At 73.7% G+C, this 18,256-nt stretch carries 20 protein-coding genes; 14 read left to right on the plus strand and 6 right to left on the minus strand.

Annotated elements, in window-relative coordinates; genetic code table 11:
• The first annotated feature begins 3 nt into the window (after positions 1 to 3).
• From ABZ951_RS25020 to ABZ951_RS25040, 5 genes are read left to right on the plus strand one after another with little or no spacing between them, the layout of a single operon-like run.
• Positions 4 to 1,185, plus strand: coding sequence for an FAD-dependent monooxygenase (locus tag ABZ951_RS25020; protein ID WP_344092571.1), 1,182 nt, complete (start codon positions 4 to 6; stop codon positions 1,183 to 1,185).
• Entirely contained in the window at positions 1,182 to 2,588 is a 1,407-nt protein-coding gene (locus ABZ951_RS25025; protein ID WP_344092573.1) for a short-chain dehydrogenase, read from the plus strand. Before ABZ951_RS25020 ends, ABZ951_RS25025 begins: the two co-directional genes overlap by 4 nt.
• 14 nt (positions 2,589 to 2,602) lie before the next feature.
• A complete protein-coding gene (locus tag ABZ951_RS25030; protein ID WP_344092576.1) occupies positions 2,603 to 3,541 on the plus strand; it encodes an SDR family NAD(P)-dependent oxidoreductase in 939 nt (312 codons plus the stop codon).
• Positions 3,538 to 4,860, plus strand: a complete 1,323-nt coding sequence (locus ABZ951_RS25035; protein ID WP_344092578.1) for a cytochrome P450 — start codon at positions 3,538 to 3,540, stop codon at positions 4,858 to 4,860. Before ABZ951_RS25030 ends, ABZ951_RS25035 begins: the two co-directional genes overlap by 4 nt.
• Positions 4,860 to 5,315 (plus strand): nuclear transport factor 2 family protein, encoded by a 456-nt coding sequence (locus ABZ951_RS25040; protein ID WP_344092580.1) that lies wholly within the window; start codon positions 4,860 to 4,862, stop codon positions 5,313 to 5,315. The genes ABZ951_RS25035 and ABZ951_RS25040 overlap by 1 nt, the downstream gene beginning before the upstream one ends.
• A gap of 49 nt (positions 5,316 to 5,364) precedes the next feature.
• Here the strand turns inward: ABZ951_RS25040 and ABZ951_RS25045 are convergent, their stop codons facing one another.
• Positions 5,365 to 6,000, minus strand: coding sequence for an ATP-dependent Clp protease proteolytic subunit (locus ABZ951_RS25045; RefSeq protein WP_344092582.1), 636 nt, complete (start codon positions 5,998 to 6,000; stop codon positions 5,365 to 5,367).
• A gap of 362 nt (positions 6,001 to 6,362) precedes the next feature.
• Here ABZ951_RS25045 and ABZ951_RS25050 point away from each other — a divergent pair, with 362 nt between their 5' ends.
• Complete coding sequence (locus tag ABZ951_RS25050; RefSeq protein WP_344092585.1) at positions 6,363 to 6,653, plus strand: type II toxin-antitoxin system Phd/YefM family antitoxin; 291 nt, start codon at positions 6,363 to 6,365, stop codon at positions 6,651 to 6,653.
• Between the two features lie 7 nt (positions 6,654 to 6,660).
• Here ABZ951_RS25050 and ABZ951_RS25055 read toward each other — a convergent pair whose 3' ends face one another.
• Positions 6,661 to 7,257: a dihydrofolate reductase family protein gene (locus ABZ951_RS25055; RefSeq protein ID WP_344092587.1), complete on the minus strand. Its 597-nt coding sequence runs from the start codon at positions 7,255 to 7,257 to the stop codon at positions 6,661 to 6,663.
• 238 nt (positions 7,258 to 7,495) lie between these two features.
• On the opposite strand from ABZ951_RS25055, the gene ABZ951_RS25060 reads away from it, so the two are divergent.
• The 7 genes from ABZ951_RS25060 (at position 7,496) to ABZ951_RS25090 (ending at position 14,090) form a co-directional block, all read left to right on the plus strand.
• Positions 7,496 to 7,798, plus strand: a complete 303-nt coding sequence (locus tag ABZ951_RS25060; protein ID WP_344092589.1) for an urease subunit gamma — start codon at positions 7,496 to 7,498, stop codon at positions 7,796 to 7,798.
• A 17-nt stretch (positions 7,799 to 7,815) separates the two neighbouring features.
• Positions 7,816 to 8,127: an urease subunit beta gene (locus tag ABZ951_RS25065; RefSeq protein WP_344092600.1), complete on the plus strand. Its 312-nt coding sequence runs from the start codon at positions 7,816 to 7,818 to the stop codon at positions 8,125 to 8,127.
• Entirely contained in the window at positions 8,120 to 9,841 is a 1,722-nt protein-coding gene (locus tag ABZ951_RS25070) for an urease subunit alpha (protein ID WP_344092591.1), read from the plus strand. Before ABZ951_RS25065 ends, ABZ951_RS25070 begins: the two co-directional genes overlap by 8 nt.
• Positions 9,841 to 10,620 (plus strand): urease accessory UreF family protein, encoded by a 780-nt coding sequence (locus ABZ951_RS25075; protein ID WP_361280732.1) that lies wholly within the window; start codon positions 9,841 to 9,843, stop codon positions 10,618 to 10,620. Before ABZ951_RS25070 ends, ABZ951_RS25075 begins: the two co-directional genes overlap by 1 nt.
• Positions 10,621 to 10,832: 212 nt before the next feature.
• The gene (gene ureG, locus ABZ951_RS25080) at positions 10,833 to 11,528 is read left to right on the plus strand and encodes an urease accessory protein UreG (protein ID WP_344096871.1); all 696 of its coding nucleotides are present in this window, start codon (positions 10,833 to 10,835) and stop codon (positions 11,526 to 11,528) included.
• Entirely contained in the window at positions 11,525 to 12,319 is a 795-nt protein-coding gene (locus ABZ951_RS25085) for an urease accessory protein UreD (protein WP_361280734.1), read from the plus strand. Before ureG ends, ABZ951_RS25085 begins: the two co-directional genes overlap by 4 nt.
• A 172-nt stretch (positions 12,320 to 12,491) precedes the next feature.
• Positions 12,492 to 14,090, plus strand: coding sequence for an alpha/beta hydrolase (locus ABZ951_RS25090; RefSeq protein WP_344096867.1), 1,599 nt, complete (start codon positions 12,492 to 12,494; stop codon positions 14,088 to 14,090).
• A gap of 31 nt (positions 14,091 to 14,121) precedes the next feature.
• Here the strand turns inward: ABZ951_RS25090 and ABZ951_RS25095 are convergent, their stop codons facing one another.
• Both ABZ951_RS25095 and ABZ951_RS25100 read right to left on the minus strand, forming a co-directional pair.
• Positions 14,122 to 14,982 (minus strand): glycoside hydrolase family 16 protein, encoded by an 861-nt coding sequence (locus ABZ951_RS25095; RefSeq protein ID WP_344096864.1) that lies wholly within the window; start codon positions 14,980 to 14,982, stop codon positions 14,122 to 14,124.
• Positions 14,983 to 15,334: 352 nt separating this feature from the next.
• Positions 15,335 to 16,186 (minus strand): TIGR02452 family protein, encoded by an 852-nt coding sequence (locus tag ABZ951_RS25100; RefSeq protein WP_361280736.1) that lies wholly within the window; start codon positions 16,184 to 16,186, stop codon positions 15,335 to 15,337.
• A 264-nt stretch (positions 16,187 to 16,450) separates the two neighbouring features.
• Between ABZ951_RS25100 and ABZ951_RS25105 the strand changes: the two genes are divergently transcribed.
• Complete coding sequence (locus ABZ951_RS25105) at positions 16,451 to 16,837, plus strand: SSI family serine proteinase inhibitor (RefSeq protein ID WP_344096859.1); 387 nt, start codon at positions 16,451 to 16,453, stop codon at positions 16,835 to 16,837.
• 84 nt (positions 16,838 to 16,921) lie between these two features.
• On the opposite strand, the gene ABZ951_RS25110 is transcribed toward ABZ951_RS25105, so the two are convergent.
• Both ABZ951_RS25110 and ABZ951_RS25115 read right to left on the minus strand, forming a co-directional pair.
• Positions 16,922 to 17,080 (minus strand): hypothetical protein, encoded by a 159-nt coding sequence (locus tag ABZ951_RS25110; protein WP_344096857.1) that lies wholly within the window; start codon positions 17,078 to 17,080, stop codon positions 16,922 to 16,924.
• Between the two features lie 107 nt (positions 17,081 to 17,187).
• A complete protein-coding gene (locus ABZ951_RS25115) occupies positions 17,188 to 18,138 on the minus strand; it encodes a cytochrome c oxidase assembly protein (RefSeq protein WP_344096855.1) in 951 nt (316 codons plus the stop codon).
• Positions 18,139 to 18,256: the final 118 nt, after the last annotated feature.

Here is an 18,256-nt window from a genome sequence, read left to right on the forward strand (position 1 = left end):
ACAGTGACCAGCAACCGGCCGCACAAGGCCATCATCATCGGTGCCGGGATCGGCGGCCTGACCGCGGCGGCCACCCTGCGCCGGGTCGGCGTGGACGTGGAGATCTACGAGCGGGCCCGTGAGCTGCGCCCGGCGGGGACCGCGCTGTCCGTCATGTGCAACGCGATCACGGCGCTCCGCACGGTCGGCATCGACCTCGCCCCCGAGCTGGCGAAGCGGGGCCGGATCTTCCGGAACGTGCACTTCCGTACCCATGACGGGCGGCCGATCCGGCGGATGCCCTTCGGCGAGATCGCCGACCGCTCCGGCGCCGCCAACTTCGCCGTCCACCGCGCCGACCTCCAACAGGCCCTGCTCGACGCGGTCGGCCCCGACTGCCCCGTCCACCTGGGCGCCACCGTCACCGGCTTCGAGGTCAGGGGCCGGGAGGTGGACGTCGAGTTCGCGGACGGCCGCAGCGCGCGCGGCGACGTGCTCATCGGGGCGGACGGCTTCCACTCCGCGGTCCGCCGCCGGCTGACCGGGCCGGAGCGGCCCCGCGAGGCCGGCTACGTGTGCTGGCTGGCGACGGTGCCGTTCGAGCACCACCGCTTCACCGAGGGCTTCGCCGCCCACTACTGGGCCCCGGGGCAGCGCTTCGGCCTCGCCGACATCGGCCAGGGCCGCGCCTACTGGTGGGGCACGAAGAACATGCCGCCCGCCGCCGCCCGCGAGTGGCAGGGCGGCAAGGCCGAGATAGCCCGGGCGTACACCGGCTGGGCCGACGAGGTACGGGCGGTGATCGGGACCACCCCCGAGGACACCATCGTCAGCGTCGCCGCGCAGGACCGGCCGTTCCTGGAGCGCTGGGGCTACGGCCCCGTGACGCTCCTGGGCGACGCCGCGCACCCCATGCTGACCGCGCTCGGCCAGGGCGCCGCGATGGCCGTCGAGGACGCGGTGGCCCTGGCAGAGAGCCTGGCCGGCGCGCGGGACCTGCCCCGCGCCCTGCGGGACTACGAAGCCCGCCGCCGGCCGCGGACCCGGCAGATGGTCCAGGCGTCCCGGAGCCTGAGCCGCATCGAGCAGCTCGACGGCCCGCTCCCGGCCCGGCTGCGCGAGCTGTACTTCCGCCTCGCGCCCGCCTCCCTCTTCGACAAGCAGAACTCGTCGGTGCTCACCTACGCGCCCGTCCCCGTCTCATGACCACCGGCGCGGCACCGCACCGCACCCCGGCCCCCGGCCCGGCACGCAGCACCGTACGGCGGCCGCTCAGCCCCCTGGAGCGCTGGTACTGGATCACCGACCAGGTCTCGCCCCTGCACGTCATCGCCCGCGCCCGGGTGCGCGGCCCGGTGCCCGCGGGGCTCTGGCGGCGGGCACTGGACGCCCTCCAGGCACGCCACCCCCTGCTGCGGGTCGCGATCGAGGCGGACCCGGACGGCTCCCGCCCCCGCTTCGTGCCCCTGACCGGCCGGCCGGTCCCCTTGCGGACCGCGGCGGTGACGGGGACCGGCGCGGCGGCCGACGCCCGGTGGCAACGGGAGCTCAACGAGCGCGAACTCGTCGAGCCCGTCGACTGGTCCGCCGGACCGCTGGCCCGCGCCGTCGTCCTGACCGGCCACGACCCGGCGGCGGGGGAGCGGCACGACCTGCTGCTGACCCTGCCGCACTGCACAGCGGACGGCACGACCGTGCTCTCCCTGATCCGCGAGTGGATCGAGCTGGCCGCCGCGTGCGCCTCCGGCCCGGTCCCGGACGTGCCGCACCCGGTCCTGCCGCCCCTGGGGGAACTGCTCCCGGCCGCACACCGGGGCGAGGAGGGCGCGGCGCGCAGCCGGGAACAGCAGGAGGCCGACGAGTTCCTGATGAGCCGCCTGCGCCCCGGGCGGGTGCGGCCGGGCACCGCCGTGCCGTTCGAGGAACGGCGCACCCGCCTGGTGCACCGGTCGCTGGACGCCGGACAGGTCGCCGCTCTCGTCCGCGTCTGCCGCCGCGAAGGCACCACCGTGCACGGCGCGCTGGCCGCCGCGATGGTGACCGCCGTGGCCCGGGACGCCGGAGCCGTGGGCCCCGGGCACTTCGCCATCGGCTCACCCGTCGACTTCCGCGGCGATCTCGTCCCGCCGGTCTCGCCGCAGGACATCGGCAGCTTCGTGGCCACCCTCCCCTCGGTCGTGGAATACCGGCCCGGACAGTCGCTGTGGCCCCTGGCCCGCGCGGTCACCACCGACCTGGCCCGGCGGCGGGAGCGCGAAGAGCACTTCCGCGCGGTCAACCTCTTCAGCCGGCTGTGCCCGGCGAACAAGGCCGAGAGCGAGCCCGTGCTGCGCTTCATGGACGAGGCGGGCCCGATCAACCTCTGCCTCTCCAACATCGGCCGGTTCGCCTTCCCCGCCGCCATCGGCCCCTGGCAGGTCGAAGGCGCCCAGTTCGTCGCGGGCCTCTCCGTGAACGGCCAGTTCGTGGGGGCCGTCAACACCAGCCACGACCGGCTGTTCTGGAACTTCACCCACGTCGAAGAGGCCATGTCCCACGAGCGCGCCGACCGCCTCGCCGACGACTGCGTCAGCACCGTGCTGGCCGCGACCCGCACCACCGCCCAGTGAGATCGGAGCGACCCTTGTTCGGAACACCGCGGTCCCTTTCCCCCGCCGGGCGGGCCGTCGTCGTCACCGGCGCCTCCACCGGCCTGGGCCGGGCCTGCGCGCTGCATCTCGACCGCCTGGGCTTCCGCGTCCACGCCGGAGTCCGCAAGGCCGCCGACGGCGAACAGCTCGCCGCCGAGGCCCGGCACGGGCTGATCCACCCGCTCACCCTCGACCTGACCAGCGAGGAGTCGGTGCGCGAAGCGGCCGCGTCGGTAGCCGCCGCCGAGGGCCGCGGCGGCCTGTGGGGGCTGGTGAACAACGCGGGCATCTGCGTCTCCGCCCCACTGGAGGGCGTGCCCGCCGAGCAACTGCGCGCCCAGCTCGACGTCAACGTCGTCGGCACCGTGCTCGTCACCCAGTCCTTCCTGCCCGGGCTGCGCCGCGCCCGGGGCCGCGTCGTCAACGTCACCTCCGGCCTGGGCAGCGTCGCCATCCCCTACCTCGGCGCCTACGCCGCCGCCCAGTTCGCCAAGGAAGCCGTCAGCGACGCGCTCCGCCGCGAGCTGCGCTCCTCCGGCATCGCCGTCTCGGTGGTCCAGCCCGGCGCGATCATGACCCCGATCTGGGAGAAGGTCTCCGGCGAGGGACAGCGCATCCTCGACGCCATGCCGGACGGCGTCGCCGCCCACTACCGCGAGACGTTCCCGCGCTTCCTGGCGGCCAACGAGCGCAAGGCCCGGGAGAGCCGGACCCGGCCGGAGCACTTCGCCCGCGCCGTGCACCACGCCCTCACCGCCGGCCGGCCGCGGACCCGCTACCGCGTCGGCCCCGACGCGACGGGCGCGAGCGTCCTGGCCCGGCTGCTGCCGGACGCCGCCCTCGACCGGCTCTTCACCGGGATCACCGCAGCGGCCCCCGCCCGGCCCGGCGCGCCCGTGGCGCCCGCACCGCCCCATGAGAGGACGACATGACCGACACCGGCGCCGCGCCGAAACTCCTGCTGGGCGAGGAGCTGGTCTCCCCGCTCCACCCCGTCTACGACGGCCTGAGCGCCGACGCCCCCGTCCGCGAGGCCGTCATGCCCGAGGGCTACCGCGTGTGGCTGGTGACCCGCTACGACGAGGCCCGCGCGGTGCTCGCCGACACCCGGGTCGCCAAGGACATGTACCGGGCCGGCGAGCTCTACACCCGGCACACCGGCCACGAGCGGCCCATCATCGGCGGCGCCCTCACCCAGCACATGCTCAACTTCGACCCGCCGGACCACACCCGGCTGCGGACCCTGGTCAACAAGGCGTTCACCGCGCGCATGGTCGAACGGCTGCGCCCCGCGATCGAGGAGCTGACCGACGAGCTCTTGGACGACCTGGCCGGCCGGGACCACGCCGACCTGGTCTGGGACTACGCCTTCCCCCTGCCCATCTCGGTCATCTGCCTGCTCCTCGGCGTACCGCGCGAGGACCGGCCGCTGTTCCGCACCTGGGCCCGGCAGCAGGCGGAGCTGCTCGACCCGGAGTCCGCCGAGGCCGTGACCGACGAGATGGCCCGCTACCTGACCGGACTGATCCGCAGGAAGCGCGCACAGCCCGCCGACGACCTGCTCACCGCCCTGATCCAGGCCCGCGACAACGACGACCGGCTCAACGAGACGGAACTGGTGGGCATGGCCTACCTGCTGCTCAAGGCCGGGTTCGAGACCACGGTGAACCTCATCGGCAGCGGCGTGCTCCGGCTGCTGTGCAACCCGGACCAACTGGCCGCGCTGCGGGCGGACCCCGCGCTGCTCCCGGGCGCGGTCGAGGAGCTCCTGCGCTACGAGGGGCCCGCCGTGATGTCCATGCTCCGCTTCACCACCGAGCCCATCACCGTGGGCGGGATACCCATCCCGGCGGGGGAGTTCATCCTCGTGTCGATGCGGGCCGCCAACCGCGACCCCGCCCAGTACCCCGACCCCGAGCGGTTCGACATCACCCGCAACGCCACCGGACACCTCGGGTTCGGGCACGGCATCCACTACTGCGTCGGCGCCCCGGTGGGGCGGCTGGAGGCGCAGATCGCCATCGGCCGGCTGCTGGCCCGCTTCCCGGACCTGGCCCTGGCCACGGCCCCCGAGGACCTGGTCTGGATGGAAGCCACCCTGTTGCGCGGACTCCTCGGCCTGCCGGTCTCCCTCGGCCGGGCGGCCCCCGCCGCTGACCGCACACCACCGGTGCGCCACGATGGCCCGGAAGCTCACCACTCCACGCCTGACAAGTCCCCCTGGTATACACGAAGAACGAGGAGCACATGATGACCGGAGCGAACGGGCCGGAGGCCCTGCGCAAGCGGACCCAGGAGATGTTCGTCCGCAACCTGCAGCTGCTCTCCGACGGCAGGATCGACGAGTGGCTCGACCTCTTCCACCCCGACGGCGTCCTGGAGTTCCCGTTCCCGCCGGCCGGCTGGCAGGCGTCGCTGCGGGGCCGGGCGGCGCTGGCCGAGCACATGAAGCACTTCCCGGAGCAGCTTCGGATGACGTTCAGCGAGGTGACGTTCCACGAGACGACCGACCCGGAGCTGATCGTCGCCGAGTTCACGAGCGAAGGCACCGCGCTCGTGACCGGCCGGACCTTCCGGCAGACCTATGTGTCGGTGGTGTGGACCGAGAACGGACTCATCACGCGCTTCCGGGACTTCTGGAACCCGCTGGTGATCACCGAGGCCCTCGGCGGGGCCGACGCGGCGGAGCAGGCCGTCGCCAACTGACGGCCGCCGGGCCCCGGCGGGCCGTGTCCGCCGGGGCCCGGCCCGCCGCTCAGTGCGCCCCCAGCAGTTGCCCTTGCCGCTTGCGGCTGGAGGTGAGCCGGTCGACCAGCCCGTAGGCCAGCGCGGCCTCGGCGTCGAAGATCTTGTCCCGCTCGATGTCGCGCCCGATCCGTTCCCGGCTCTGCCCGGTGTGCCGGGCCAGCAACTCCTCCAGGGTGTCGCGGGTCCGCAGCAACTCCGCGGCCTGGATCTCCAGATCCGTGGCCTGCCCCTGAACGGGCCCGCTGAGCGAGGGCTGGTGGATGAGCACCCGCGCGTTCGGCAGGACGAGCCGCCTGCCCGGCGTCCCGGCCGCGAGCAGCACGGCGGCGGACGAGGCGGCCTGCCCCAGGCAGATGGTCTCCACGTCGCAGGACACGAAGCGCATCGTGTCGTAGATGGCGGTCATCGCGGAGAACGAGCCGCCCGGGGAATTGATGTAGAGCGAGATGGCCTGGTCGGGCCCGGCGTGTTCGAGGGCCATGAACTGGGCCACGACGTCGTTGGCGCAGACGTCGTCGATCGGCGTGCCCAGGAAGACGATGCGCTCGGAGAACAGCTTGGAGTACGGGTCCATCGAGCGCATTCCGTAGCTGGTGCGTTCGGTGAGTTCGGGCAGCACGTGACGGGCGGTGGGACGGAGCATCGCGGAGCACCCTTCGGCCGAAGAAATGTACAGGACGTACATTCCGTGGGAATGTCGAGCATGGCCCAGTGATCAACAACAGGCAAGGGTCCGGAGGCGTCCGGGCCGCTCGCTGAGAGCGAACCTTCTCCCTCCGGGGGGCGCCTTCCCGTGTGTTCGGTTAGGTCTTCGGCTGCGGGTCGTCGTTGCCGCCTGCGGCGGCGGGCGCCCTCCGGGCGCGTCCTCAATCGCCGGACGGGCTGAATAGCCCGTCCGGCGATTGAGGACACCGCCGCGCAGCGGTGGTGCACCCCATCCGCCGGGCAGGCCTTGGGCTCCCGAGGGCCTCACGGCCGTCGCTGAGCGCCGATTAAGCTGGGCGCATGGCCTACGAAATTCCGGTGACGCAAGCCCGGGCCGAGCTGGCGGACCTGATCAACCGCGTGGTGTACGGCGGTGAGCGGGTCGTCGTCACCCGGCACGGGAAGCCGCTCGTCGCCCTGGTGTCCGCCGCCGATCTGGAGCGGCTGCAGGAGCCCGAGGCGGCCGGCGCGGAGCGGGCGATCAGCACCGTCTCCGAGGTGCGGCCCCTGTCGGTCGCCCCCGCCGAACCCCACCGCTTCGGCATCGCCGCCCGGCACGGGGAGCCGGGCGACACCTCGCGCCGCTCCTGACGGGGGCCTACGCCCCGGCCGCCGGCCGGTAGGTACACACGAGCACACCCGTGTCGCTGGTGACCGTGGAGACCAGCTCCAGGGCGCGCAGCACCCCGTCCCCGGGAAAGATCGTCTTGCCGCCGCCCAGCAGCACCGGCTCGATCATGAGCCGGAGTTCGTCGGCCAGGCCCGCGCCCAGAAGGGTGCGCGCGAGGCTGGGGCTCCCCATGACCAGCAGGTCGCCGCCCTCGGCCGCGCGCAGCTCCCCGATCCGGGCGAGGGCGTCGCCGCCGGGAATGCGCGTGGTGTTGTGCCACGTCAGCTCCTCGTCGGCCAGGGTCCGGGTGACGACGTACTTGGGGAGGGCGTTCATCCGGTCGGCGAACGCGTCGCCGGCCCGGCCGGGCCACGCCGCGGCCATCGTCTGCCAGGTGCGGCGCCCGAACAGCAGGGCCCCGGCTTTGCCCAGCGCGTCGTCGAAGGCACCGCCCATCACTTCCGGGTCGAAGAACGGGTGCGACCAGCCGCCGTGGGCGAAACCGCCGTCGGTGTCCTCCTCGGGTCCGCCCGGTGCCTGCACCACGCCGTCCAGGCTCATGAACTCAGTGATCACGATGCGCACGGGACTCGCTCCTCTGCCTCGCTTCCGAGCGTACGGCGGCGGGGACCGCCGCGCCGCTCCACGACAAGAGCCCTGGCCATGGCATTGCAAAGCGTCAGTTAACGCGTTGGAAAAGGTTGCGCTCTAATCTGCAATCCCAGGCCGTCGGGGGAGAACCCCAGGTCAACAGTGTGTAGAACTCAGGTGTGTCCCCGCTGTGTTCACCGGGGGACCTGGGCTCGTCAGTGAGGTGGGACGCATGCAACTTTCCCCGCATGAGCAGGAACGCCTGCTGATCCATGTGGCCGCCGACGTCGCCGCGCAGCGCCGGGACCGCGGCGTGCTCCTCAACCACCCCGAGGCGGTGGCCCTGATCACCGTCCACGTCCTCGAAGGCGCCCGCGACGGCCGTACCGTGGCCGAGCTGATGTCCTCCGGGCGCAAGGTCCTCACCCGTGACGAGGTCATGCGGGGCATCCCCGAGATGATCCCCGAGGTCCAGGTCGAGGCCACCTTCCCGGACGGCACCAAGCTCGTCACCGTCCACGAGCCCATCGGATGACGGGGGAGACCGCCGCGATGATCCCCGGAGAGATCCTCCACGCCACCGGGCCCGTGCGCCTCAACGAGGGCCTGCCCCGCACCGGCCTCACCGTCCTCAACGCCGCCGACCGGCCCGTGCAGGTCGGCTCGCACTACCACTTCGCCGAGGCCAACCCCGGCCTGGAGTTCGACCGCGCCGCCGCCCACGGCAAACGCCTGTGCATCGCCGCGGGCACCGCCGTCCGCTTCGAGCCCGGCATCCCCGTCGAGGTCGAGCTCGTGCCGATCGGCGGCAAACGCGTCGTCGAGGGGCTGCGCGGCGCCTGCGGGGGGCCGCTCGATGACTGAGCTGGCCCGGACCGCCTACGCCGATCTGTACGGCCCGACCACCGGGGACCGGATCCGCCTCGCCGACACCGACCTTCTCGTCGAGATCGAGGAGGACCGCAGCGGCGGCCCCGGCCGCGCCGGTGACGAAGCGGTCTTCGGCGGCGGGAAGGTCATCCGCGAGTCCATGGGCCAGTCCCGCGTCACCCGCGCCGAGGGCGCCCCCGACACCGTCATCACCGGAGCGGTCGTCCTCGACCACTGGGGCGTCGTCAAGGCCGACATCGGGATCCGCGACGGCCGGATCACCGGCGTCGGCAAGGCCGGCAACCCCGACACCATGGATGGCGTCCACCCCGACCTCGTCATCGGCCCCGAGACCGAGATCATCGCCGGGAACGGCAGGATCCTCACCGCCGGAGCCGTCGACGCCCACGTCCACTTCATCTGCCCGCAGCTCGCCGACGAGGCCCTCGCCTCCGGGGTCACCACCCTCGTCGGCGGCGGCACGGGCCCGGCCGAGGGCAGCAAGGCCACCACCGTCACCCCCGGCTCCTGGCACCTCGCCCGGATGTTCGAGGCGATGGAGGGCTACCCCCTCAACGTCGGCTTCCTCGGCAAGGGCAACACCGTCTCGTACGACTCGATGCGCGCCCAACTGCGCGCGGGCGCCGTCGGATTCAAGATCCACGAGGACTGGGGCGCGACCCCCGCCGTGATCGACGCCTGCCTGGCCGTGTGCGAGGAGAGCGGCGCGCAGCTCGCCATCCACACCGACACCCTCAACGAGGCCGGCTTCGTCGGTGACACCCTCGCGGCCGTCGCCGGCCGCACCCTCCACGCGTACCACACCGAGGGTGCGGGCGGCGGTCACGCGCCGGACATCATCACCGTCGTCTCCGAGGCGAACGTCCTGCCCAGCTCCACCAACCCCACCCGCCCGCACACCGTCAACACCGTCGACGAACACCTCGACATGCTGATGGTCTGCCACCACCTCAACCCGGCCGTCCCCGAGGACCTCGCCTTCGCCGAGTCCCGCATCCGGCCCGGCACCATCGCCGCCGAGGACGTCCTGCACGACCTCGGGGCGATCTCGATCATCTCCTCCGACTCCCAGGCCATGGGCCGCGTCGGCGAGGTCGTGCTGCGCACCTGGCAGACCGCGCACGTGATGAAGCGGCGCCGCGGGGCCCTGCCGGGCGACGGGCCGGCCGACAACCGGCGTGCCCGCCGCTACGTCGCCAAATACACCATCAACCCGGCCGTCGCCCAGGGCCTCGACCACGAGATCGGCTCCGTCGAGACCGGCAAACTGGCCGACCTGGTGCTGTGGGAACCCGCCTTCTTCGGCGTCAAGCCCCTCCTCGTCATCAAGGGCGGCCAGATCGCCTACGCGCAGATGGGCGACGCCAACGCCTCCGTTCCCACCCCGCAGCCGGTTCTGCCGCGCCCCATGTACGGCGCCGTGGGCCGGGCCCCCACCGCCAACTCCCTGAACTTCGTCACCCAGTGGGCCCTGGACGACGGCCTCCCCGAACGCCTCGGCCTCGGCAAGCGCTTCACCCCCATCCGCAATACCCGCAACCTCACCAAGGCGGACATGCGCAACAACGACGCCCGCCCGAGGGTGCAGGTCGACCCCGACACCTTCACCGTGACCATCGACGGCGACCCCGTCGACCCCCAGCCGGTGGCCGAGCTGCCCATGGCCCAGCGGTACTTCCTCTTCTGATGCGCGTCCTGATACGGGGTTCCGACATGACCGTCGACCTGGCCCGGCCGGTCACCGCTCCACCGGTCGCCGCCCCACCGGTCACCGCCGCACCGGCCGGCGCCGGGGCGCGCGGCGCGCTGCTCGTGCTCGCCGACGGGCGCTTCCCCGCCGGCGGCCACGCGCACTCCGGCGGCGCCGAAGCCGCCGTCAAGGCCGGGCGGGTGACCGACGCCGCGACCCTGGCGGAGTTCTGCCGGGGACGGCTGCACACCGCCGGGCTCGCGGCGGCCGGGCTCGCCGCCGCGGCCGCCGCCGGGATCGACCCGCTGCTGCTCGACGAGGCCGCCGACGCCCGCACCCCGTCGGCGGCCCTGCGCGCCGTGGGACGGCGGCTCGGCCGCCAGATGACGCGCGCCGCCCGGGCCGCCTGGCCCTCACCCGCGCTCGACGCCCTCGCCGCCGCCCGGCCGCGCGGCGCCCACCAGCCCGTGGTGCTCGGCCTCGCCGCCCGCGCCGCCGGGCTGGGCCCGCTCGACGCCGCGTACGCCGCCGCGTACGAGTCGGTGAGCGGACCCGCCACCGCTGTCGTCCGGCTGCTCGGCCTCGACCCGTTCGCCGCGACCGCCGTGCTGGCCCGGCTGGCGCCGGAGCTCGACGACGTCGCCGCGGCCGCCGCCGAGGCGGCGCGGCGGGCGCGCCACGACGGGCTCGACGCCCTGCCGGCCCCGTCCGCGCCGCTGCTCGACATCACGGCGGAGCAGCACGCGGCATGGCCTGTGCGGCTGTTCGCCTCGTAGGCCGCGACGCGTTCTTCTCCCCTGACCCGCCCCTTCCCGAAACCGGGGGCGCCCCCGGCCCCCGGACCGCGCTGCGCGCGGCGTCCTCAAGCGCCGGACAGGCTGGAAAACAGCCCGTCCGGAGCTTGAGGACCGGGGCCCGGGGCGGAGCCCCGGGAAACGGAGAAAGGGCGGGGCTGGGGAAACCCCCACCACCAACCCCCGGAGGAACCATGCACCTCGACCACCCCGACGCCTTCCCCCACCGCCACACCTACAGCGCCGCCGACCCCCACCGCCCCGACGGCACCCGCCGCGCCCTGCGGATCGGCCTCGGCGGCCCCGTCGGAACCGGCAAGACCGCGACCGTCGCCGCCCTCTGCCGCGCCCTGCGCGACCACCTGTCCATAGCCGTCGTCACCAACGACATCTACACCCGCGAGGACGCCGAGTTCCTGCTCCGCAACGCCGTCCTGCCGCCCGAGCGCATCACCGCCGTGGAGACCGGCGCCTGCCCGCACACCGCGATCCGCGACGACATCTCCGCCAACCTCGAAGCCGTGGAGGACCTGGAGGAGAAGACCGGCCCCTTGGACCTGATCCTCGTGGAATCCGGTGGCGACAACCTCACCGCCACCTTCTCCAAGGGCCTCGTCGACGCGCAGATCTTCGTCATCGACGTCGCCGGCGGCGACGACATCCCCCGCAAGGGCGGCCCCGGCGTCACCACCGCCGACCTGCTCGTCGTCAACAAGACCGACCTCGCCCCCTACGTCGGCGTCGACCTGGACGGCATGGCCCGCGACGCGCAGGCCCAGCGCGGCGACCTGCCCGTCGCCTTCACCTCCCTCGCCGCCGAGGGCGGGGTGCGGCCCGTCGAGGAGTGGGTGCGCGGGCAGCTCGCCGCGTGGACCGCCGGCCCGCGATGACGACCCCCGCGGACCGTGCCGCCCCCGCCGGCCTGCGGGCCGAGGCGCGGATCGTCGCCGCCGCCGACGGCAGGGGCGGCACGGCCCTGCCCGTCCTCGCCGGCGCGGGCCCCTTCGCGCTGCGCCGGCTGCGCCCGGCCGGGCCCGAGGCGCGGGTCGCCCTCGTCGGCGCGATGAGCGCGCCGCTGGGCGGCGACCGCCTCGGCCTGACCGTCCGCGTCGAGGACGGGGCCGCCCTGCGCTTCACCACCACGGCCGCCACCCTCGCCCTGCCCGGGCGGACGGGCGCACCGGCCACCTACGACGTTCGTATACAACTCGGCGAGGGGGCGACGCTGCGCTGGCTGCCCGAGCCGCTGATCTCCGCCCGCGGCAGCGACCTGCGGACCAGCATCCGGGTGGACCTCGCCCCGACCGCGCGCCTGGTGCTCCGGGAGGAACAGATCCTCGGACGGGCGGGCGAGGAACCCGGGCGGCTCACCGCCCGGTTGACCATCCACCGGGCCGGACGCCCGCTGTTCGACCAGGAGTTGGGCTACGGCCCGGGGACGCCCGGCTGGGACGGCGGCGCCGTCCTGGGCGGTCACCGCGCGGTGGGCCAACTCCTCGTCGTCGACCCGGCCTTCACCGCGTGCCCCGTACGGGCGCGCCCGGTCGGGCCGACCGCCGCCCTCACCCCGCTCGCCGGGCCGGGGGCGGTGCTGAGCGCGGTGGCGCCCGACGGGCTGCGCCTGAGAAAACTGCTGGAAACGGATGACTTCGGCGCGGCTGAACGGATATGGGCGGCTTGAGGTAGCGGTGACCGGTGGCGTCACACGTGGCGCCGTTTGTGTCATCATCCTTACGGATTAGTAAAGAACACTCGTACGACCTGTCTTTTATGGCATGGGAGACGAAAGGATCCCCCTCAGCACGGCGATCAACGCCGCTGACCGGCGGCGCATTCAGCAGGGGGATTCCTACGTGAGACCTACTTCGATTCTCGGCGCGGCCGGCACGGTCGTGACCGGCGCGCTGGTGGCCGGGTTCCTGACCGCCCCGGCGGCCAGTGCCGGCGACCGCGTGCCCGGCGGTGCCGCCGAGGCGCGCGGTGTGAAGATCGCCGCCGACCGGGCGGCCAAGGCAGGCGTCAAGTGGCAGGACTGCCCCGCCTCCTGGGCGCTGGAGAAGCCCATCCAGTGCGGGTTCGTCACCGTTCCCGTCGACTACAGCAAGCCGAACGGCCGCACCATCAAGATAGCCGTGGACCGGGTGCGCTCCACCGGTACCGCGGACGAGCGCCAGGGTGCGCTCATCTACAACCCCGGCGGCCCCGGCGGCTCCGGCATGAAGTTCCCCAAGCGGGTCACGACCAAGAACCCGCTCTGGGCGAAGACCGCGAAGGCGTACGACTTCGTCGGCTTCGACCCGCGCGGCGTCGGGCACTCCGCCCCGATCTCCTGCGTCGACCCGCAGAAGTTCGTCGCCGCCCCCAAGGCCGACCCGGTGCCCGACAGCGAGGCCGACAAGCGCGCCCAGCGCAAGCTGGCCCGCGAGTACGCCGACGGCTGCGCCGAGCGCAGCGGCGACCTGCTGCCGTACCTCACCACCATGAACACCGCCCGTGACATCGACGTCGTCCGGGCCGCCCTCGGCGAGAAGAAGCTCAACTACCTGGGCGTCTCCTACGGCACCTACCTCGGCGCCGTGTACGGCACGCTCTTCCCCGACCACGTCCGCCGCATGGTCGTCGACAGCGTCGTCAGCCCCGCGCAGGACAACATCTGGTACCAGGCCAACCTGGAGCAGGACACCGCCTTCGAGGGCCGCTTCAAGGACTGGGAGGCGTGGGTCGCCAAGTACGACAGCGTCTTCCACCTCGGCACGACGCAGGCCGAGGTCCAGAAGGGCTGGGAGAAGCTGCGGGCCACCGCCAAGAAGAAGCCCATCGGCGGGGTCGTCGGCCCGGCCGAGCTGATCGGCTTCTTCCAGAGCGCCGCGTACTACGACTCCTCGTGGGTCCCGGTCGCCGAGGCCTGGAGCAAGTACGTCGCCGGTGACGAGAAGCCGCTGATCGAGGCGGCCGGTCCCGACCTGGCCGACAAGGCCGGCAACATCGAGAAGGAGAACGGCAACGCGGTCTACACCGCGGTCGAGTGCGCCGACGCCAAGTGGCCGACCAGCTGGAAGAAGTGGGACCGGGACAACACCCGCATCCACCAGAAGGCCCCCTTCATGACGTGGTCCAACGCCTGGATGAACCTCCCCTGCGCCACCTGGAAGGCCCCGCAGCAGAACCCGCTCGAGGTCACCACCCGCAAGGGTCTGCCCAAGACGCTCATCGTGCAGGCCGAGCGTGACGCCGCGACCCCGTACGCGGGCGCCGTCGACCTGCACAAGCGCTTCAAGGGCTCGCGCCTGATCACCGAGAAGAACGCCGGTTCGCACGGTGTCACCGGGCTCGTCAACCCCTGCGTCAACTCCCGGGTCGACGCCTACCTCCTGGAAGGCAAGGTCGACGCCAAGGACGTGACGTGCGACCCGCACGCCACCCCGGTGCCGAAGGCCGCCGCCGCGAAGTAGCGCACGCCGGACCGGGCCCGGACCACCGACCTCAGCGGTCGGCGGTCCGGGCCCGCGGCGTTTGCGCCGCCCCGGCCCACGACCAGCCCCGGACCCGGTCGACGTCCAACTGGGCCCGGCTGCCGGGGGCGGCCCGCGAGCCGTCGAGGGCGGCCTCGTTCTGCAGGATCCAGCTCATGGGCCGGTCGGGGACGCCGGAGACCGAGCGCCCGATCAGGCGGCCGTCGAGGAAGTAGGCGACGCCCGAGGGCGTCCACTCGATCACCGAGGTGTGCCAGGACGTCCACAGGGCCCCGGTGTCGAACGCGTCCTGCCGGCCGCCGCCCTTGGGATGGGTGAAGGCGTGGATGGTGCCCGTCCACTCGAACTCGGGAAAGTCGATCTCGCACCCCCGGCAGCCGGCCTCGTCGACGGGCCAGAGCAAGTGCGCGCTCTTGTACCCCACCGCGGTCCGGCTGACGCGGAACCGCTCCTCATAGCGCCCGTACCGCAGCCCCATCATGGGTTTCGGCACGACGGCCGCGCTGTGGACGTCCCCGTCCGGCCCCCGCCACAGGCGCAGGTGCAGCCGGCCGCCCGAGATCCACACGGTCGTCGCCGGGTCGTAGCGCCCGCCGACGGGGTACGCGCGCTGGGTCGCGGTATCGGGCCAGCCGTCCGGGTAGGCCCACCAGTCGGCGCGCGTCCGGCCGGTGAGGCCGCCGCAGTAGGCCCGCCCGGTGTCGGGGAAGTGGTCGCAGTCCGAGAAGGCGCCGCGGGGCGCGGGGGTGTCGAACCCGTCGGAGAACCGCAGCCGCCACTGCGGCCGCGGGGCGGCGTCGGCGGGCTCCGGCGCCGGGGAGAGCAGGGCGGTGACGAGCAGACCGGCCAGGGAGAGGCGGGGGAGGTGCATAGCACTTCCATACGGGATATTTCCGCCCTTACGTCCGCGCCACCACGGGAGCGGCGGTCCCGTCCCTCGATCCAGGGGTGACCAGGGGGTGGCCGCCGGTCCCGTCCGGCGCAGGGGGACCCGCCCGAGTACGTCCGGCGCGGGGGCGGCCCTCCGGGGGTGCCCCCGCACCGCTTCCGCCCGGCGAGGGCCCGCCCGTCCGGCCCGTGACGCTCGGCGCCCGAGGGGCCCTCGTCGTGTTGCCGGGCCCGCCCGCGCGCGTGCGGCGCGAGGACGCCCCCCGGCCGTGCGCTCGCCCGCACCGGGCGCCGCGGGGCACCCCTTCGCGCGGACGACGCGGCGCTGCGGACCCTTACCGTTCCCGCCCGGCAAGGGCCCCGGCAGAGGCTCCCGAGAAGGCCCGCGCGAAGGCTGCCCGCGTCGGTGAGTCCTCGCGGCGGTCCAGGACCGCGAAGGCCACCCGCTCGAAGCGGTCCGCGAAGCGCCCCCGGCCCGTCAGCAGCGTGTGGAAGGCCGTCGCCACCTGCGCCGGGTCGTTCCGGAACACCCCGCACCCCCAGGCGCCGAGCACCAGCCGCCGGTAATCGTGCGCGGCCGCCACCTCCAGCACCCGCTCCGCCCGGGCCGCCAGCGCGGCCGGCACCCGGGCGGAGGCGGCCGGGTCGCGGCGCGCGATCACCCCGGCGTTCGGCGCGGGCGACGTGAGGAAGCCCGCCCGGAACGGGGTGTCGAGCAGCGTCCCCCGGTCGTCGCGGAACACCGGCACGCCGGGGGAGTGGATGACCCGGTCGCTGTAGAACGGGCTGGGGTCGGCCCGGTGCGCGGCGTAGAACTCCGGCACCTCGCGCAGACACGTGTACAGCGCCGACCCGCGGCACAGCGCCTCCTCCTGGGCCTGGGCGCCGTTGAGGTACCCCCCGCCGGGGTTGCGGGCGGAGGCGAAGTTCAGCACCGCGACCGGCCCGCCCGCGGCCAGCCGCCGCGCCGCGTCCAGGCTCCCCTCCGCGGTGACGTCGAAGACGGCCGGCCCCGCCGGCTCCCCCCGCGGGACGGGCACCGGGCCCGGCCCGTACAGCCGGGTGCCCGCCCGGGCCCGGGTGACGGCGTCCGCGAGGTCGGCCCGGCGGGCTCCGCGCGTGGTGTAGCCGCCCGACGCGACGATGTCCTCGGTTTCCTTGGCGATGCCCCGCAGTCGTGCGCTCATCGGCGATGTCCGTTCATGAACGCCGAGGCTACGGCCGCCCGCACCCAGGTGGCGAAAGGTTTTTGCAGGTCACGGGAGAGTAGTGGCGGTTGGTGAGCGGGGTGCCACGGACGGTACGGTGTGCCACCCGCCCGCCGCCGGCGCGTGGGCCGGCCGGGTGGTCGTGCGCCGCCGTCCGGGCGACGGTCCGGTGCGGCGGCTCGCCCGGCGCCGCCCGCGCGCGATGACCTGGCACCGGGCACCCCCGCGCCCCAGGAGGCACCGATGTCCGTACGTACCGTCATGACAGCAGCGGCAGCCGCGGCTGTCGTCGGGCTCGCCGCCTCCGCGGCGAGCGCGGGCGAGACCGAGCGAGGGCGGCTCTTCCTGAGCGTCTCGGGCTCGCACAGCACCTGGATCCGCGGCGTCCAGCTGCACTGCCCCCACACGGGCGGCCACCACCCGCACGCGGCCGCGGCCTGCTCCCAGCTCGGCCGGGCGCACGGCGAGCCCGGCGCGGTGGCCGGGGACCGGCACCTGTGCACCCGGGAGTACGACCCGGTGACCGCCACCGCCGAGGGCGAGTGGAACGGCCGCACGCTGCTCTGGCGCAAGACCTACCCCAACGCGTGCGCGCTCGACAGCGAGACGGGGCCGCTTTTCCGCTTCTAGCGGGTGCCCGGCGGGTCTTCGGCCGCAGGCCGTCGTCGCGGCCCGCGGCGGCGCATCTCCACGCCCCGCCGGCCAGGCGCCCGGCTACGTCCCGCGGGCCACCATGGCCCCTATGGTCAGCAGCCCCAGGACCACCCAGGCGAACCACAGCCACCCATTGCCGCCGATCGTGACGGTGTAGGCGGTCACGACGACGAGTCCGCCCATCGTCAGCCCCGCCATCGTCTTCGTCGATCCGGGCATGCCCGCACCTCCTCATGGCGGCCCGGCTCACACGCGCGGGCCGCGGCCAGGAGACCATCGTCTCCCGGCCGCGGCCCGTACCGCCATACCGTGACCTTCGCGGGTCCCTACGGCCGCTGCGCCCGCAGCGACGCCAGATACGCGTTGTAGTCCGCCAGCTCCTGGCCGCCGTTGCGGTCCTCGGCCCGGTCGTGGCGCCGCGACTGCCGCTGCTCGGAGCGGTACCACTGGTACGCCAGGGCGAGCAGGACCACGAGCGAGGGAATCTCGCTGAACGCCCAGGCGATGCCACCGCCCGCCTGCTGGTCGGTCAGCGCGTCGATGCCCAGCGACGCCGGCGGGTTCTTGTACGTGCCGATCATCGGCTCCGAGGCCATCATCAGCGCGATGCCGAAGAACGCGTGGAACGGCATGCCGGCGAACAGCTCCAGCATCCGCATCACATAGCCCGGCCGGTTCGGCCCCGGGTCCACGCCCATGATCGGCCAGAAGAACACCAGGCCCACGGCGAGGAAGTGGACCATCATCGCGATGTGCCCGGTCTTGCTCTCCATGAGGAAGTCGAACAGCGGGGTGAAGTACAGGGCGTAGAGGCTCGCGATGAACATCGGGATCGTGAACGCCGGGTGCGTGATGATCCGCATGTAGCGGCTGTGCAGCAGGGACACCAGGATCTCGCGCGGGCCCTTGCGCCCGCGCCCCGCGGCCGGCAGCGCCCGCAGCAGCAGCGTCACCGGCGCGCCGAGCAGCAGCAGGATCGGCGTGAGCATGCTGATCACCATGTGCTGGACCATGTGCACGCTAAACATGACCATGCCGTAGTCGTTGAGCTTGGTGCACATCACCAGCGCCACCGACAGCACGCCGGTCGTGAAGCCGACGATCCGGCCGACGGGCCAGGCGTCACCGCGCCGTCGCAGCCGCACCACACCCCAGCCGTACAGCCCCAGGGCCAGCAAGCAGCCGATCATGAAGAAGGGTTCGCCGCTGAACTGCAGACCCCGTCCCAGCGTGAACGGCGGCATGTCCATCATCATGCCGTGCCCGCTGTGATCCATCCGCTCTCTCCCATTTCGCACCGATGCGCCGGAACCAGACTAGAGGCGCCCCCGGCCGGGGCGGCCGGGCGGGGGGGCGCACGGGGTGGGCGCCCCCCCCGGGGGGGGGCGGGGGGGC

This window comes from Streptomyces sp. NPDC046215, assembly GCF_040646215.1.
In the GTDB taxonomy this organism is placed as follows: domain Bacteria; phylum Actinomycetota; class Actinomycetes; order Streptomycetales; family Streptomycetaceae; genus Streptomyces; species Streptomyces stramineus.